The 15,281-nt window shown below is 41.4% G+C and carries 13 protein-coding genes and 1 pseudogene; 3 read left to right on the forward strand and 11 right to left on the reverse strand.

Annotated features, from left to right (window positions below):
- Nucleotides 1-138: 138 nt before the first annotated feature.
- Nucleotides 139-1,767: a putative polysaccharide biosynthesis protein gene (locus QM968_RS04435; protein ID WP_414382550.1), complete on the reverse strand. Its 1,629-nt coding sequence runs from the start codon at nt 1,765-1,767 to the stop codon at nt 139-141.
- An 87-nt stretch (nt 1,768-1,854) separates the two neighbouring features.
- On the opposite strand from QM968_RS04435, the gene QM968_RS04440 reads away from it, so the two are divergent.
- Nucleotides 1,855-3,300: a UDP-N-acetylmuramoyl-L-alanyl-D-glutamate--L-lysine ligase gene (locus QM968_RS04440; protein WP_414382553.1), complete on the forward strand. Its 1,446-nt coding sequence runs from the start codon at nt 1,855-1,857 to the stop codon at nt 3,298-3,300.
- Nucleotides 3,301-3,336: 36 nt separating this feature from the next.
- Here the strand turns inward: QM968_RS04440 and QM968_RS04445 are convergent, their stop codons facing one another.
- The 4 genes from QM968_RS04445 to pflA all read right to left on the reverse strand — a co-directional run bounded on the left by QM968_RS04445 (nt 3,337) and on the right by pflA (nt 6,404).
- On the reverse strand, nt 3,337-3,987 hold the full coding sequence (locus tag QM968_RS04445) for a DUF1803 domain-containing protein (RefSeq protein ID WP_414382555.1): 651 nt from the start codon (nt 3,985-3,987) through the stop codon (nt 3,337-3,339).
- Nucleotides 3,971-4,483, reverse strand: coding sequence for a YiiX/YebB-like N1pC/P60 family cysteine hydrolase (locus tag QM968_RS04450; protein ID WP_414382558.1), 513 nt, complete (start codon nt 4,481-4,483; stop codon nt 3,971-3,973). Before QM968_RS04450 ends, QM968_RS04445 begins: the two co-directional genes overlap by 17 nt.
- Before the next feature lie 63 nt (nt 4,484-4,546).
- A complete protein-coding gene (locus QM968_RS04455; protein ID WP_048689738.1) occupies nt 4,547-5,482 on the reverse strand; it encodes a manganese-dependent inorganic pyrophosphatase in 936 nt (311 codons plus the stop codon).
- A 127-nt stretch (nt 5,483-5,609) separates the two neighbouring features.
- On the reverse strand, nt 5,610-6,404 hold the full coding sequence (pflA, locus tag QM968_RS04460) for a pyruvate formate-lyase-activating protein (protein WP_414382560.1): 795 nt from the start codon (nt 6,402-6,404) through the stop codon (nt 5,610-5,612).
- 212 nt (nt 6,405-6,616) lie between these two features.
- Here pflA and QM968_RS04465 point away from each other — a divergent pair.
- A pseudogene (locus QM968_RS04465) lies at nt 6,617-6,799 on the forward strand (UTRA domain-containing protein); the annotation flags it as partial.
- 182 nt (nt 6,800-6,981) lie between these two features.
- Here QM968_RS04465 and QM968_RS04470 read toward each other — a convergent pair.
- From QM968_RS04470 to QM968_RS04495, 6 genes are all read right to left on the reverse strand, one after another.
- On the reverse strand, nt 6,982-7,785 hold the full coding sequence (locus QM968_RS04470; protein ID WP_414382563.1) for an ABC transporter ATP-binding protein: 804 nt from the start codon (nt 7,783-7,785) through the stop codon (nt 6,982-6,984).
- Between the two features lie 12 nt (nt 7,786-7,797).
- Complete coding sequence (locus QM968_RS04475) at nt 7,798-8,688, reverse strand: ABC transporter permease (RefSeq protein WP_414382565.1); 891 nt, start codon at nt 8,686-8,688, stop codon at nt 7,798-7,800.
- Between the two features lie 10 nt (nt 8,689-8,698).
- The gene (locus tag QM968_RS04480; RefSeq protein ID WP_414382568.1) at nt 8,699-9,676 is read right to left on the reverse strand and encodes an ABC transporter substrate-binding protein; all 978 of its coding nucleotides are present in this window, start codon (nt 9,674-9,676) and stop codon (nt 8,699-8,701) included.
- A gap of 406 nt (nt 9,677-10,082) precedes the next feature.
- Nucleotides 10,083-11,432, reverse strand: coding sequence for a hemolysin family protein (locus tag QM968_RS04485; RefSeq protein WP_414382570.1), 1,350 nt, complete (start codon nt 11,430-11,432; stop codon nt 10,083-10,085).
- 115 nt (nt 11,433-11,547) lie between these two features.
- Nucleotides 11,548-13,029, reverse strand: a complete 1,482-nt coding sequence (locus tag QM968_RS04490) for a M protein trans-acting positive regulator PRD domain-containing protein (RefSeq protein WP_414325930.1) — start codon at nt 13,027-13,029, stop codon at nt 11,548-11,550.
- A gap of 138 nt (nt 13,030-13,167) precedes the next feature.
- A complete protein-coding gene (locus tag QM968_RS04495) occupies nt 13,168-14,295 on the reverse strand; it encodes an AI-2E family transporter (protein ID WP_414382573.1) in 1,128 nt (375 codons plus the stop codon).
- Nucleotides 14,296-14,369: 74 nt separating this feature from the next.
- On the opposite strand from QM968_RS04495, the gene QM968_RS04500 reads away from it, so the two are divergent.
- Nucleotides 14,370-15,161, forward strand: a complete 792-nt coding sequence (locus tag QM968_RS04500) for an ABC transporter ATP-binding protein (RefSeq protein ID WP_414382576.1) — start codon at nt 14,370-14,372, stop codon at nt 15,159-15,161.
- Nucleotides 15,162-15,281: the final 120 nt, after the last annotated feature.

Here is a 15,281-nt window from a genome sequence, read left to right on the forward strand (position 1 = left end):
TTGCCCTCCGATAACAATTCAATCTAACTGCTTACTATTTTATCACTATTATAGGAAGAGCGGTTTTCCCATTTTCAAGACCCAGCTATAGTTTCAAACTATAAGAAAAGGCTGGGCACCTTTTGCCCAACCTCTGATTTATTTGATTCGGAATTTCTGTCTGAGTCGTACTGCTTGCCCACCGATAAAGCGGTCAAAATACCGAAGCCATAGTCCTAAGGATCCATAAATGGCAACGCCTAATCCACCGATGACGAAGAGATAAATCATACTCGATACACGGCCATTTGGTGGGAAAATCAAGCCCATAATCAAGCCTGCAATCAAAACTCCAAGGAGCATCACCACTGTTAGGATAGCACCAAGCAAGGTCCGCTTGAAGACGATGGTCCGATTAAACTGAGTAATGCTTTGGATCTCCCGATACATGAGTACGATTGGTACCAATAAGGCGATGGTCGTTGACAAGAGCGGACCATAGGAACGAAAGACTAGGATAAATGGAATTTGTAAAACCAATTTCACTACCACTCCATAAAGGAAGTAGCGAATGGCCTTGCGATTTTGGAAAAGGGCTTGAATCATAGGGGACAAGACTGTGTAAAGACCCAAAATCACCGTCTGCAACATTGCTACAATGAAGAGGCCAAAAGCTAAGTTATCTGGTTGCCCGTAGAAAACGGTATAGAGGGGTCTTGCAACAGCTACGGCCCCAATAGTGGCTGGAAGCAAGAAAGCTAATAGCATGGTCAAGTTATCCTGTACGAGCTTACCAGCCGCTTTTAGGTCACCCTTGACATAATTCTCAGTCAAGAGAGGAATTCCAACTCCCCCAATCGAAGTCGCTACTGCGATCAAGATCATGGTGATTTTGTTTGGATTTGCTGAGAAGTAGCTGAATTGAACCAAGAGCTCAGAGCGAGTATAGTTTGTAAACCAAGACATGACATTGCTATAGGTCATCTGGTCGATAATCTGGAAGAGCTGAATGGCGGAACCAGTGATGATGAAAGGAATGGCTTCACGGATGGTATCTATCAGAAGGGCCCGAGTGTCGATCCCTTCACTTCCCTCTTGCTTTCTAAAAATAGAAGCGAGCAAACCTGTCTTTGCAAGGTAATATAAGAGAACCAGAAGGCTCGCTAGCATACCGATAAAGGCAGCAAAGGTCGACTGCGTAACAGCCTGCACATAATCTCCTGAGCCAATCTTCATAATGAAGAAGGTCGTAAGCAACATCCAGATGACCCGGATGACTTGCTCTGCGATCTGGCTAATGGCGTAAGGTTTCATGTTGTTAAAACCTTGGAAAAATCCGCGAATAACACTCATGGAAGGAAAGATCAAGACAGCCCAAGAAAGGCTCTGCATGATCGGAACGAGCTCTTTTCCACCACCTGAAAGGCTAGCAAAGACAGGAGATAAAAGATACATGAGAATGGCAAATCCAAGGCCTAGAATTCCCATGAATTTCAAGAATCCTCGAATTAAAGCAAAGCTATGATCGGCTTGGTCCCTGGTATTGTACTTTGCTACTTGCTTGGCAACAGCTACAGGTACCCCAGCTGTCGAAATCAAGAGAAACCAAGCGTAGATATTGTATCCCATTGTAAAAAGACCATTGGCTTGTGGCCCATGTTTTCCCATCCAAATATACCAAGGAATAATATAAGCGGCTCCTAGCAAACGGCTGATAAAATTACTGGCTGTCATCCAAGCAGTTCCGCGAAGCATCTGGGCTTGCTGGTCATTTTGTTCGTGACTCATAAACATCCTCTTTCGTTTCTTCTTCTCTTCATTATAAACTTTTCCTTTACACTTGTAAAATAAGGTCTTTCAGTTTAAAATAGGATTATGATGAAGATAGAAACTGTATTAAACATTTTAAAAGAGGATCACAACTTTCGTGAGATCTTACAAGACGGAGAATACCAATATTCTGCAAGTGGTGTTTCTTTTAATAAAATTAGCTACGATAGTCGAAAGGTCAATGCTGAGACCCTCTTTTTTGTCAAGGGGGCAAATTTCAAGAAGGAATTTTTGGAACAAGCGATCGAGCAAGGTCTCCAGTGGTATGTCGCTGAGCAAGACTTTGAGGTCAGCATCCCAGCCATTATCGTTACGGATATCAAACAGGCTATGAGCTTGATTGCCATGGAATTCTATGGCCACCCTGAGCGCCAGCTAAAACTCTTAGCTTTTACAGGGACCAAGGGCAAAACGACTTCTGCTTACTATGCCTACAAGATTCTTGAACAAGGCCACCGTCCAGCTATGCTATCCACTATGAACACAACCTTGGATGGCAAGACCTTCTTCAAATCAACCTTGACGACTCCAGAAAGCATTGATTTGTTTGAAATGATGGCCCAGGCAGTTGCCAATGATCGAACCCACCTGATTATGGAGGTCTCTAGTCAGGCCTATTTAGTCAAACGGGTTTACGGTCTGACCTTTGATGTTGGTGTCTTCCTCAACATCAGCCCTGACCATATTGGACCGATTGAACATCCGACCTTCGAAGACTATTTCTACCACAAACGTCTCTTGATGGAAAATAGCCGTGCTGTTGTCGTCAATAGCGATATGAATCATTTTGAGATTCTTGCGGAGCAGGTGGCTGAGCAAGACCACGACTTTTACGGTAGTCAATCAGGCAACCAAGTCCAGCACTCAAAAGCCTTTAGCTTTTCTGTCACTGGCAAGTTAGACGGCGACTACGAGACCCAACTGATTGGTCGCTTCAACCAAGAAAATGCTGTGGCTGCAGGTCTTGCCTGCCTTCGTCTAGGGGCGAGTCTCGAAGACATCCAAAAAGGAATTTCCAAGACGCGCGTTCCTGGCCGAATGGAAGTCTTGACTCAAAAGAATGGGGCCAAGGTCTTCATCGACTATGCCCATAATGGAGATAGCTTGAAAAAACTGCTCTCAGTTGTCGAAACCCATCAAACCGGAACCATTTCGCTGGTCCTTGGATCAACCGGTAATAAAGGAGAGAGCCGCCGCAAGGACTTTGGCTTGCTCTTAGAAGACCATCCTGAGATCCAAGTCTTCCTCACAGCGGATGACCCTAACTATGAAGATCCTTTGGCCATCGCAGAAGAGATTAGCAGTTTCATCACGCGCCCTGTCGAAAAAATCGCAGACCGCGAACAAGCCATTCAACAGGCTATGGCAACTACCAGCAAGCCTGATGATGCTGTCATTATCGCTGGAAAAGGAGCTGACTGCTACCAAATCGTCAATGGGGTAAAAGAAGAATATCCAGGTGACGCCGCCATCGCTGAACGTTACTTATAATCAAACAATAGAAAGGCTAGGAAATTTTCCTAGCCTTTATTTTTTTATAAAAATAAATCTTTCTTTATCAAATTCAACAGCTAACTCATACTTTCCATCTTCATTTTGAATAATGTAGCCCAATAAAACTAAACTATCGACAAAGATATCTCTGCGCTTTTGCTGGACTACTTCTTTTTTGAGGAACTTGAGCAAAAAGCTGGTCATATACTTGAGAGCATACTCGGGATTGACATCGCCCAAAATAGCATAGAGCTTTTCTTGCTCCTCTGTCAATGGATATTGCTGAGCCACCTTGTAGAAGTAATTGGAAAGAGTCTGTGCATTTCGCGCAAAGTCCGTCTCCTCTATCAAAATCGCTTCATTGGTCATATTGCGGAGTTCTGTTTGGAAGACTTTGGCTTTCAATTCCTGAAAAAGTTCACTATCCTCTCGGACAAAGACTTCTTGATCCAGGTCAACAAGATCAGCTGACTCTAAGAAAGGCAGGTTGAGGGTGTAGCGTTTATTTTCTCGAAGGATCAAGCCCGCTTTGATATACTCCTCCATCAGTTTATCCACTGGTTGATCTGGAAATTGGGCCTTGATTTGCCGCAAAATCACATCATCCTGCTGATCCAAATAGTTGATCAAGTCCTTGAAAAATGGCTGACGTGTCAAACGTGTGGGATTAATGATGGTAATCATCCAAATACCTTTCTTTAAACTGTAGTTGCGAAGACTGGGCTAACTGACTCGGGTTGGTCCCGGGCTGATCTAGAGGAACGGCTAGGCCGAGTTCTCTGTAGTAGGCTTTCCAAAAGGAACTAATTTCTTCTTCTCCCTCTCCAAACTTCATGGGAATGGTCTCAAAAATAGGAAGAATTTCTGCTACAAACTGGGAACAATAGAAACCATCTCCATCTGGATAAAAGGACGCATTGTAAGGAGAACCTAAAAGACTCTCTGCACGCTTTTTGACCTCTGTACAATCAATCTGCTCATAGTGATAAAGGTCATAGACTTTTCCAGCTTCAAAGAAGTCCTCAGGAGCCTGGGCAAGGACGCCACCTTCCACCGTAGCATGATAGACCTGTCCGTCCAAAAAGATAGCCACGTGACTGTAGTGACCTGTAGAAGCCTGGATAGCCTGCCCCATTTCTGTATCTTCTCTCACAAAAATCAAATCGCCATTTTCTAACATCTTTCTCTCCTAGAAAAAAAGGAGTCGAAACTCCTTTTTAACAATGGGCTTCCCCATCTATCATTATGCATTAAAGCTTTCAGTCAATTGTGGTACCACTTGTTTCTTACGTGAAACAGCACCTGGAAGGAAAGCGTGGTTGTTTTCAAGTTTGAAGTTGAAAGCTGCTTCTACCTTGTCCATATTAGCACCAAGAGCCAAAATTTCTGAGTTTGAGTTGACGATGTCTGTAATCATCAAGACAAAGTCAGAGTAGCCGTTAGCCGCATTTGCGGCTTGGATAGCTGCTTCGATTTCAGCTTGGCGTTCCAAGACTTCAGCAATATCAACTGTGTTCACTTGAGCCACACGAACATTGTTTCCATTGAGTTCAAAGGTCTTGGCATCTATATCAATCAATTCTTCAGCAGATTTGCTTGCCAAGTTTGTACCAGCCTTGAGCATGGCAAGACCGTATTCTTCCAAGTTCACACCAGCCAATTCAGCCAATTCAGGAGCAATGACTTTATCTGATGGATGAGTGGTTGGAGATTTCAAAAGAAGAGTATCTGAAATCAAACCTGATAGCATCAAACCTGCGATTTCTTTTGGAACAGCTACGCCATGCTCTTTGAACATGCGGTAAACGATAGATGATGCGGATCCAACTGGTTCCAAACGCATGTAAAGTGGGCTTGCAGTTTCAAAGTTAGCCACACGGTGGTGGTCCACCACACCGTAAACTTCTACTTCAGCGATATCTGAAACAGATTGTTGGAATTCATTGTGGTCTGTTAAGATGACTTGCTCTGCACCTTCTGCTTTAGCAGATGTGATAACACGTGGCGCTTCCACACCAAAATAATCCAATACAAAGGCTGTTTCTTCATTTGGAGTTCCAAGGGCCACTGCCTCTGTATCCAAACCGTAAGCTTCTTTTGCAAGGTAAGCAAAAGCTACAGATGAACCAATGGCATCTGAGTCAGGGTTTTGGTGACCAAAAACAAGAATTTTTGACATGTTTCTACCTCTTCATTTTCATTTCTATAGTCACTCTATTTTAGCACGTTTTTCCGTTTAAAGAAAGGGAATAGTTGTGCATTTCATTAGAAAAAGACAGCTGGAAGGACCAACTGTCTTAACTTCTTTATCCTTTAACTCGTTTCAAGTAATCTTGATAACTTTCGGTTTCCATCAAGTCCTTCGCATTTTGAACCCGTTCTTTTGTTGGAGGTTTCACTCCTTCTAAAGAATAAGGAATCCCTAATTCTCGCCACTTGAACTCACCCATGGTATGATAGGGCAGAATTTCAAACTTATCAACATTTTTAAGAGTTTTGACAAATTTTCCAAGTTCGATCAAATCATCATCTCGGTCTGTCAGACCTGGCACCAAGACATGGCGAATCCAAACGGGCTTGCCAATATCAGACAAATACTTGGCACAGGCCAAAATATTCTTATTGGTTTGACTAGTTACAAATCTGTGCCGTTCATCGTTAATTTCCTTGATATCAAGAAGCACCAAATCGGTCACTGCCATCAGTTTATCAAATTTTTCCAGGTAACGCGGGGTATTGCGGAAAGGTAGAGCACAAGTATCGAGAGTACAGTGGATGCCTAGTTCTTGAGCTTTGGTAAAGAGGGCAATCAAGAAGTCAATTTGAAGCAGAGCTTCTCCTCCACTGACTGTAATTCCTCCTTTATTTCCCCAGAAGCCTTTAAACCGCAAGGCTTCTTCTAGAACATCATCCACCGTCCGTTCACGGGACTTATTGGTTTCCATAGCCCAAGTATCTGGATTATGGCAATACTGGCACCGCATTTGACAGCCTTGAAGAAAGACAATAAAACGGATCCCTGGTCCATCCACTGCACCAAAGCTTTCCGTAGAGTGTACCATTCCTGTTACTTTTCCATAGTCAACTGTTTCATTTTCCATGCCTTGTCCTTCTCTCCTGAAAACGTTTTATGATTTTATTATATCACGATTCCTTGTGAATAAAAGGATTTTAATGATTTTTTAGAAAATAAACTGTTTTCCAATTTCATCCCATTGTATTAGTACAGGCCATTCCAGTAGCTGTTACTCTTACCTATTCTCTATGGTAAAAAAAGAAAACGAAGAGCCGTTTTCTTTTTTTAATATCTTAAGAAATCTTGATTTCACCAATCGATAATCGCGATAAAATCTTACTAGATCTTGGAAAAGACCAACACGTTGTAACGGTCCGCTCCCAGGTCTTCCTTGCAGATGGGTGGCAATTCCAGTTCACCGAAAGCCGTCATAAATTAGACAAGTTTCATTTTGTCGACTATGCAGAGCGGAGGAAATAAAAGAGGCTGGGACAAAAGTTCTAGCCTCTCAATTATCTTTGGATTGTCGAGCAAGACGCAGTGGTTGAGTGGGCTCTACTACGCTGATTTCATCAGCTTTTACAGCCCTACTCAACTGTACGGAGGTGGGACGACGAAATCGAATTCTAACGAATTACCGATTTCTGTCCCACTCTCTTTTTCTATCCCAAGACCAATTCATCACTAACCAAAGTTTCGCCACTGTTCTTTTGGAAGAGGTGCATCAAATCTTCAACCGTTAGGTTTTTCTTTTCTTCTCCTTTGACATCGACAACGATCTTACCTTGATAGAGCATGATCAAGCGGTTGCCATATTCGATAGCATGGTTCATATCATGTGTAATCATCAAGGTTGTTAAATCATGGCTTTCCACGATCTTTTGGGTCAATTCCATGACCATTTCACTGGTTTTAGGATCCAGCGCTGCGGTATGTTCATCCAGAAGCAAGAGTTTCGGTTTGACCAAGGCTGCCATGACCAGGGTCAAAGCTTGACGTTGTCCACCAGACAAATATTGGGTATCCACCTTGAGACGGTTCTCTAAACCAATGTTCAATTCCTTCAAGGCTTCACGGAATAAGTCACGGTCTTTCTCCCGAACCCCCCAGCCCAAACCACGAGATTGACCACGACGTTGGGCAATGGCCATATTTTCTTCAATGGTCAAACGAGAAGCCGTCCCCATCTTAGGATCTTGGAAGACACGCGCAATATCCTTGGCACGCTTACGAACACTCGTATTTTTGATAGAGTTGCCGTCTAGCAAGATATCCCCTTCATCTACGACTAGATTTCCCGCCAAGATGTTCATCAGTGTTGATTTCCCAGCACCATTCCCACCGATAACCGAAATGAAATCCCCCTCCTCTACTTGGAGGTCCAAGCCTTTGAGGACATGGTTTTCATTGACCGTTCCTGCTTCAAATGTCTTATGAATGCCTTCAATTGATAATAATGTTGCCATACTTTTCTCCTACTAATTTCCTAACTTCAATCCGCGAACGCGAAGACGTTTTTGCGCCTCAGGAGCGAACAAGACAATTGCGAGCAAGATCGCATTGAAGAGACGAACCATATTTTGATCGAGATTTGGAATCTCGTAAATATTTAAGATAATCAAACGGTACACAATAGCCCCGACCCCGATTGAAAGTAAACGCCAACCAATGGTTAATTCATGAATCAGGACTTCTGCTATAATGACAGCACTTAAACCAACTACGATCGTCCCTGTCCCAGAAGTGACATCTGAGAAACCATCATTTTGAGCAAACATAGCCCCACAAAGCGCGATCAAGCCGTTCGAAATCATGTAGCCCAACATCTTCATGTTATCCACATTGACCCCATTAGCCTCACTCATCGGAATATTATCACCAGTGGATCGCAAGACCAGGCCAAGTTGCGTCTTCATCAAGAGGGTCAACAAGAGACAAACGATGATCAAGCAGGAAATACTAATCAAGAAAACAGCTTCTTCATTAGACAGACCTAATTTCATGACACTCTTAAAAATCGTACTGGCATCGCCAATAGAAAGGTTAGGAACCCCTCCCATGATTTTGATATTAATAGAGTAGAGACCGGTCAAAGTGACAATCCCTGTCAAGAGGGCTGGAATTTTCATCTTTGTATGAAGAATCCCAGAGATCAAGCCTGCGATCATCCCTGCTAGAAAAGCCAATAAGGTCGCCAGCCAGGGATTTCTTCCCGCTTGAATCTGTGAAGCCACAACCGCTGCTCCAAGTGGAAAGGCTCCTTCTGCCGTCATATCGGCAATATCTAAAATTCGAAAAGTTAAGTAAACACCGATCGCCATGATCGACCACAATAAACCTTCTGATAAACTTGATAAAACGAAATTCATCCCAAACCTCCTATTTCTCTACCTTCAATGAACTGATATCAATTCCTAGCTCTTTGGCCATCTCTTTATTGGTGTGCAATTCTAATTTTTCAGGCGCTTCAACTGCGATCTTTTCAGGTTTCTTCCCCTTCATGATGCGAATGGCCATCCGTGCAGCTTGTTTACCCAATTCTTCATAATCCGTACCAAAGTTGTACAAGCCTCCAGTAGCCACCATCTCAGTAGAACCCCCAAAGACTGGAATCTTGTGGCTGAGGGAAACCTGTTTAATGGTTTCCATTGTTGAAGAGATGATGTTATCCGTTGGTACAAAGACAATATCTGCTTCTGACATGATACTGTCTGCTGCTGCTTTCACATTGTTACTATCAAGAATTGTTTTTTCAACCACTTGATAACCTTTGGCTTCTAGGATCTTCTTCGCATTGTCTTTTTGGACAACTGAATTGGGCTCGCTTTGTGTATAAAGAATTCCGACTGTTTTCGCTGTTGGAAGCACTTGTTTGATCAAGTCCACCTGTGTAGCGATCGCATCTTCTGACTGGTCACTTGTCCCAGTGATATTGCCCCCTGGTTCCTTCAAGTTCTTCACCAACTTGGCTGCTAATGGATCGGTCACAGCTGAGAAGACAACCGGCGTTGTGTTCGTAGTATTGGCCAAACTTTGAGCAGATGGTGTTGCAATCGCAAAGACGAGATCACTTTCTTCCGCCAATTGTTTGGAAATATTTTTCAGATTTCGCTGCTCCCCTTGAGCATTTTGAAAATCAATCTGAATATTTTTTCCATCCACATAACCTTCTTTCTTCAACTCCTCGATAAAGCCTTTTCGAGTTGCATCGAGGGATTTGTGAGTGATGTACTGGGAAATCCCAATCCGATACACATTCTCTTTTTTAGCATCCTTTAGATGGTGCAAGGTCACCAATGATGTTAACAGAAGTCCTACAACTAGGACAGGTGCTAGTAATTTTTTGACTACTTTCATTTCAAACTCCTTCACTGCAAAAATAAATAAAAAATCCGCTTAGATCATTCTCTAAACGGATGCTTGAAATTCTCCAACAAGATACAAAAACCTTGGTCCATTTAGATACTAGCTCTATGGACCATCATCAAAAATCTTAGCCACATAGATACAAACAAATTGCTTGGGTTGTTTGCATCCATGAGATCATGTCTACAAACACTATCTAAAGTAGCTAAAGTAAAATTTTTGAGTTGAATTGGTTAGTTGCTTCATGTTTATATTTCTGCTTTCTTTATTTATGGGTATTATCTTACCGTAATTTTTTTTGGCTGTCAAGGCTATTTCAGAAATTTTTAAAATTTTTTGAAAATTTTTACTTGTTTCCATGAAAAAAGAGGCTGGCACTCAGCCAAACCTCTATTTTCTAGTCTTCTTTTGATTTTGTTTCTTCGTCTTCCTCGACAAGGTCACTGACTTCGACTTTTACCTTCGTTACGCGACCACTCTTAACCTTATCATTGGTCAAGATCAAGTGTTTTTTCTGACTAACGACTTCGCAGCTGAGACGTTCTTTTAAGGATGGAATCCGCCCAACTTCAGTCAAATAATACCCTGCAATGGTATCCACATCATCACTTTCCAACTCAACACCAAAGTATTCATTAAAAGCATTTAGTGTCATGGCGCCTTGTACGACATAGGTATTGTCTCCAATTTCAAAGACATCAATTTCTGCTTTGTCAGTCTCATCGTCAATTTCCCCAACGATCTCTTCCAAGAGGTCTTCAAGGGTCACCAATCCAGCCATTCCACCGTATTCATCCAGCAGAATAGCCATTTGATTTTGGGTATTGCGCAATTCCTTCAAAAGATCATCCACAAAAATGGTCTCTGGAACAAACAAAGGTTCTTGTAAAATCTTTCTTAAGACAATATTATCAAAGCCATTGATAAATCCTTCGTTCAAGAGACGTTTGGTGTGAATAAGCCCAATGACATTGTCCTTGTCATCATCATAGACAGGAATCCGTGAAAAGTTTTGCTTAAGGATACTTTCAATGATTTCTTTGGTATCATCATTGATATCAACCATGAAGGCATCTGTTCGTGGGACCATGAGTTCACGCGCCATCAGTTCATCCAGCGAAAAGATCCCTTGGAGCATCTCAATCTCATCTGCATCCAGTGTAGCCTCACTATTGGTCAGCATATACTCGATTTCATCCCGCGTCATCTTTTCATCCGGATCATCGAATTCCATTGGCGTGATGCGGCTCAAGAGGTTGGTCGATGCTGAAAGCAACCAAACAAAGGGACTGACAATTTTTCCTAATAAAATGACAATCGGAGCTGTTCGAACTGCCAACTCATCTTTCAAGTTCATAGCGATTCGTTTTGGGTATAATTCCCCAAAGACGATTGAAATATAGGTCAAAAATGCAAGAGATAAAAAGCTTCCAGCTGCAAGTGCTGTTTTTGTATTGCCCATCCAACCAGCAATCACATGACCAAGACTATCTGCAAGACTCGCCCCAGATAAGATCGTGATCAAGGTGATCCCTACCTGAATCGTAGACAAGAAATGGTTGGGTTGTTCCAATACACTGAGAAGGCGAATGTATTTTTTATCTCCTTCTGCAGCCTTTTGTACCACTCGAGTACGATTCAACGATACCATTGACATTTCGGTCGCCGAGAAAAAGGCGTTCAATAATGTCAAAACAATCAATAAAATAAATTCCAGTAAAATTTCCTGACTACCAGGGTCTTCCATGGATACAATCCTCCAGTATATAATATTGTTTATTATACCACAAAATATGAGAGCCTGCATTCATCTATCTGATTTTCTTTTTTTCCTATCAAAAAATCAGGAACGAGTCCTGATTTTAGTGTTCTGCACTGGTAAAATCATAAAAGAAAGCGTTGAGTTTTTCTACTAACTCAAGGGACGAGAGGCTACTTGTACAGATAAATGGTTTTCTCTTTAATTCTGGCATCATAAAGTTGGCTACCACAACATCAGCATCCGAAGCTTCGATATCGTCCACTGTTAGATTGTACTTGATCATCTGTGTGAATTCAAAGTTATCCGTACAATAGAAATCAAGGAAGTCAATCATGGATTTAGCATGGTGGTCATCAAAACGACTGATAATCAAGACCTTAATCGATTTCCGACGGCGCAATAATTGCGGTAAGAGACGCTCCCAGTGTGTGTAAACTGTATAGATCATGTGCTTGATAATTTCTTCATTCAGATCTTGCTTCATCGTCTTCATATAGGTGATCAAATGATCTCTCAAATCATCATAGAAGGCAGGGAAGATGCTCATAAAATCTTCATTGGTATTGGTCTTCGTATCAAATAAGAGAAACTCCGAGAACAATTCCTTACGACCTAGATGCGAAGTATTATGCACGTGCATCAACATCTCATCTAGATTTTCAATCTCTAAATCATAAGTATAGCATAGATCTTTGAACATATCTTTGATGAGAGCTGTCGACTCTTTTGCATAAGGATCTGTTTCTGCTGCTTCGATCAAGCTTTCTGGACTAAAATAGAAATTCTCCTGAATAAAGATAATGAAGAACTGCTCCAGCACTCTTTCATTCAACTCTACACCTAGTTGCAAGCTAAAGTAGCGCAACATTTCTTCGACATTGGTCACCCCTTGATACTGTTCCTTGTAGGCATCAAAGTTCGTCGGCATGTCGATAAAATAGCCTTGCTTGATGCGGGAGAGATAAACCGTCAAGAGAACTTTATAAGACTTGATAACAGAGAAGGTCAAGGGATAGCCATAGAGCTTGAAGAAGAAGGTGATCAAATCGGTCACAGCATTTTCCTTGAATTCAGGGAAAGGCCACTCCATGTAGTAATAACGCTCCGCAAAATACTGGGCATAAAAGAAACGAACATCAATCTCATCTCCAACTAGATTGAGAGGTTTCAAATCGATCTTTACATTGTATTTTGTTTGCAGTTTTTGATTAATGGTCCGAATTAAGCGATAAAAAGATTGATAACTCAGATCAAACTTTCTACAAATATACTCATTGGATACATCCTTGTTGAAAAAGAGGTATTCAATCAAAGCGAAGGCTTGTGATTCTTTAAAAAAGTGATGGTAAATTACCTCGAGCCCAACCGAATCCTCATAACTAATTTTGATCCCATTGGTCGACGATTCAATTAAAAATTCATCAAACGTACTACGAAGATTAGACAAATCCTCTTTTAACGAGCGTTCAGTACAATCTAATTGCTTGGCCAGTTCTTTTAAGTGGAACCATCTTTTTTCCTTGATCAAGATTTCCAACAATTGCAATTGGCGTCTCTGTTTTTTGGATAAAAGGAGTCTCATCTTTCCCCACCTTTTTCATATTTTTCTTTCAAAATTACTATTATTCTAACACATTTCATAGCGCTTGTTGACTATTTATCGGCATTTTCCCAAAAAAATGTACAAAAAAGACTCCAAGGCCCATATAGGCGTTAGAGTCTACGTTTTATTGATGATCCCAAATTCTTCTTTTTTCTTTTGTTCCTTGGCAGCCCGGTGATTATCATATAGATTGGCCAAGAATTTCACGATTTCTTTTCCTATTGAATAGACTGGAATGGCGACGACCATACCGATAATCCCATAGATATTGCTAGAGAGCAACAAAAGAACCATAATGGTAATCGGATGAACCTTCATGACGCCTCCAACAATACGTGGATAAAGAATATTTCCATCGATCTGCTGGATAATCAACATGTAAATGACTGCTTTGATCATCATATCCATATCTGTGAAGGCATAGGTGATAATCATTGGAATCAAGCCGATGGTTGGTCCTACATAAGGAATCAAGTTGGCCAGCCCAGAAAAGATGGCAAAGACCAAAGCGTACTTCAATCCAATAAAACTATAGCCAATGTAGGCTAGTGTCCCAATGATCAAGGCATCGATTGAAATACCACTTATATAGCGAGAGACCGTTTCATTCAAACTAACCAAGAGGGTTGAGATGTTGAGTTTGTCATTACGTAAAATGGTTCGCTCTAGCATGGGCAATAACTTCTTCCCATCGATCAAGAAATAAACCAAGAAGACGGGGGTCATGATCAAAATAAAGACCGTATTGACAATGGTGTTAACCACACTTCCTAAACTGTTGGTCACACTATTCAAGAGATTTTGTAGGATATCCACATAAGAGAGATTCAACTGCTGAATCGTCGATTGGATATTCACATTCTGGAACAAAGGGTTGGTCGAGAGTTTTCGAACTAAACTTTGGACTTCCCAATACAGGCCTTGGGTCGAGTTGATCAGGCTGGTTAACTGATTGATTAAGATGGGGAGGAGATAAACAATCCCCAAGCCCACGATGCCAAATAAGAACACCAAGGTAATCAAAATCCCAAATAAACGCTTGATTTTAAGGTGTTTCTCCAACAATTCCACAACTGGATTGGTAATGTAGTATAAAAAACCTGCAATTAAAAATGGTAAGAGGATAGTATTCAGAACAGATACAAATGGAGAAATTAAGGTGCCCATCGATTTCCAAATATAGAAAATCACCGTCAATAATAAAATCTCACATGTCCAGAATAACAATTTACTATTTCGAAACATTCCTTACCTCCTGCTTTCTATTCTACCATATTTTATGATAGAATAGAGGGGATTTTAATCAAAAGGATAAAGTTATGAATAATTTGATTGAACTACAAGACGTCAATTTGATCCGAAATGGAAAAGCTCTTTTAAAAGAGCTCAACTGGCAAGTAAAAGAAAATGAATGCTGGGCCATTTTAGGCCTAAATGGGGCAGGAAAATCAACCCTCCTCAAACTGTTGATGTCAGAATACTGGGCTAGCTCCGGTCAGATAACCGTCCTTGGGACTCGTTTTGGAAAAGAGGGAATTCCTGAATTACGTAAGCGTATTGGAATCGTTAGCTCCTTTATTTCAGAAAGATTGCCAGAGCATCTCCTAACGGAGCAAATTGTCCTCACTGGTCAATACAAGAGTAGTATTTTATATGCTACTTATGGGGAGGAAGAACTGAACTGGGCACGAGAAATGTTGGCGTCGATTGGGGCTAGCTCTTTGATCGGCCGCAAATACCGTGACCTTTCCCAGGGCGAAAAACAAACGGTCCTCATTGCACGAAGCCTCATGGATCAGCCAGATCTGATCATCTTTGATGAAGCCTCGAGTGGACTGGACCTCTTTGCCAGAGAAAAACTACTCCGTCACATTCATCAGATCAAACAACTGGATCATGCTCCAACCATGATCTACGTCACCCACCATGCCGAAGAAATCACCAAAGATATGACTCATGTCCTCCTACTCAAAGATGGACAAGTTGTGGATCAAGGACCAAAAGATCAAATTCTAACACCAGATGTTCTCAGCCAGTTTTACCAGGCTCCAGTTTCTCTTATCGATCTAGGAGACGGACGGCTCTTTGTCAAACCAGAAATCGCACGCTGAACAGAAAGTGAATAAAGCAAAAAGTGCTAAGATTCTCATCTTGGTACTTCGAGAGTATAGACAAACAGTTCTTCTGTTCAAATCTAATAAATTCTATAAAAATAAAATAATTTAATCGTT

Source organism: Streptococcus sp. OMI870 (assembly GCF_047460295.1).
GTDB lineage: Bacteria > Bacillota > Bacilli > Lactobacillales > Streptococcaceae > Streptococcus.

Bases quoted from the DNA above. Each gene is read 5' to 3' on its own strand.
- QM968_RS04445 (WP_414382555.1), bottom strand. From the start codon at position 3,987: ATGATTACCATCATTAATCCCACACGTTTGACACGTCAGCCATTTTTC.
- QM968_RS04485 (WP_414382570.1), bottom strand. From the start codon at position 11,432: ATGGAAGACCCTGGTAGTCAGGAAATTTTACTGGAATTTATTTTATTG.
- QM968_RS04435 (WP_414382550.1), bottom strand. From the start codon at position 1,767: ATGAGTCACGAACAAAATGACCAGCAAGCCCAGATGCTTCGCGGAACT.
- QM968_RS04470 (WP_414382563.1), bottom strand. From the start codon at position 7,785: ATGGCAACATTATTATCAATTGAAGGCATTCATAAGACATTTGAAGCA.
- QM968_RS04480 (WP_414382568.1), bottom strand. From the start codon at position 9,676: ATGAAAGTAGTCAAAAAATTACTAGCACCTGTCCTAGTTGTAGGACTT.
- pflA (WP_414382560.1), bottom strand. From the start codon at position 6,404: ATGGAAAATGAAACAGTTGACTATGGAAAAGTAACAGGAATGGTACAC.
- QM968_RS04495 (WP_414382573.1), bottom strand. From the start codon at position 14,295: ATGTTTCGAAATAGTAAATTGTTATTCTGGACATGTGAGATTTTATTA.
- QM968_RS04500 (WP_414382576.1), top strand. From the start codon at position 14,370: ATGAATAATTTGATTGAACTACAAGACGTCAATTTGATCCGAAATGGA.
- QM968_RS04475 (WP_414382565.1), bottom strand. From the start codon at position 8,688: ATGAATTTCGTTTTATCAAGTTTATCAGAAGGTTTATTGTGGTCGATC.
- QM968_RS04490 (WP_414325930.1), bottom strand. From the start codon at position 13,029: ATGAGACTCCTTTTATCCAAAAAACAGAGACGCCAATTGCAATTGTTG.
- QM968_RS04450 (WP_414382558.1), bottom strand. From the start codon at position 4,483: ATGTTAGAAAATGGCGATTTGATTTTTGTGAGAGAAGATACAGAAATG.
- QM968_RS04440 (WP_414382553.1), top strand. From the start codon at position 1,855: ATGATGAAGATAGAAACTGTATTAAACATTTTAAAAGAGGATCACAAC.
- QM968_RS04455 (WP_048689738.1), bottom strand. From the start codon at position 5,482: ATGTCAAAAATTCTTGTTTTTGGTCACCAAAACCCTGACTCAGATGCC.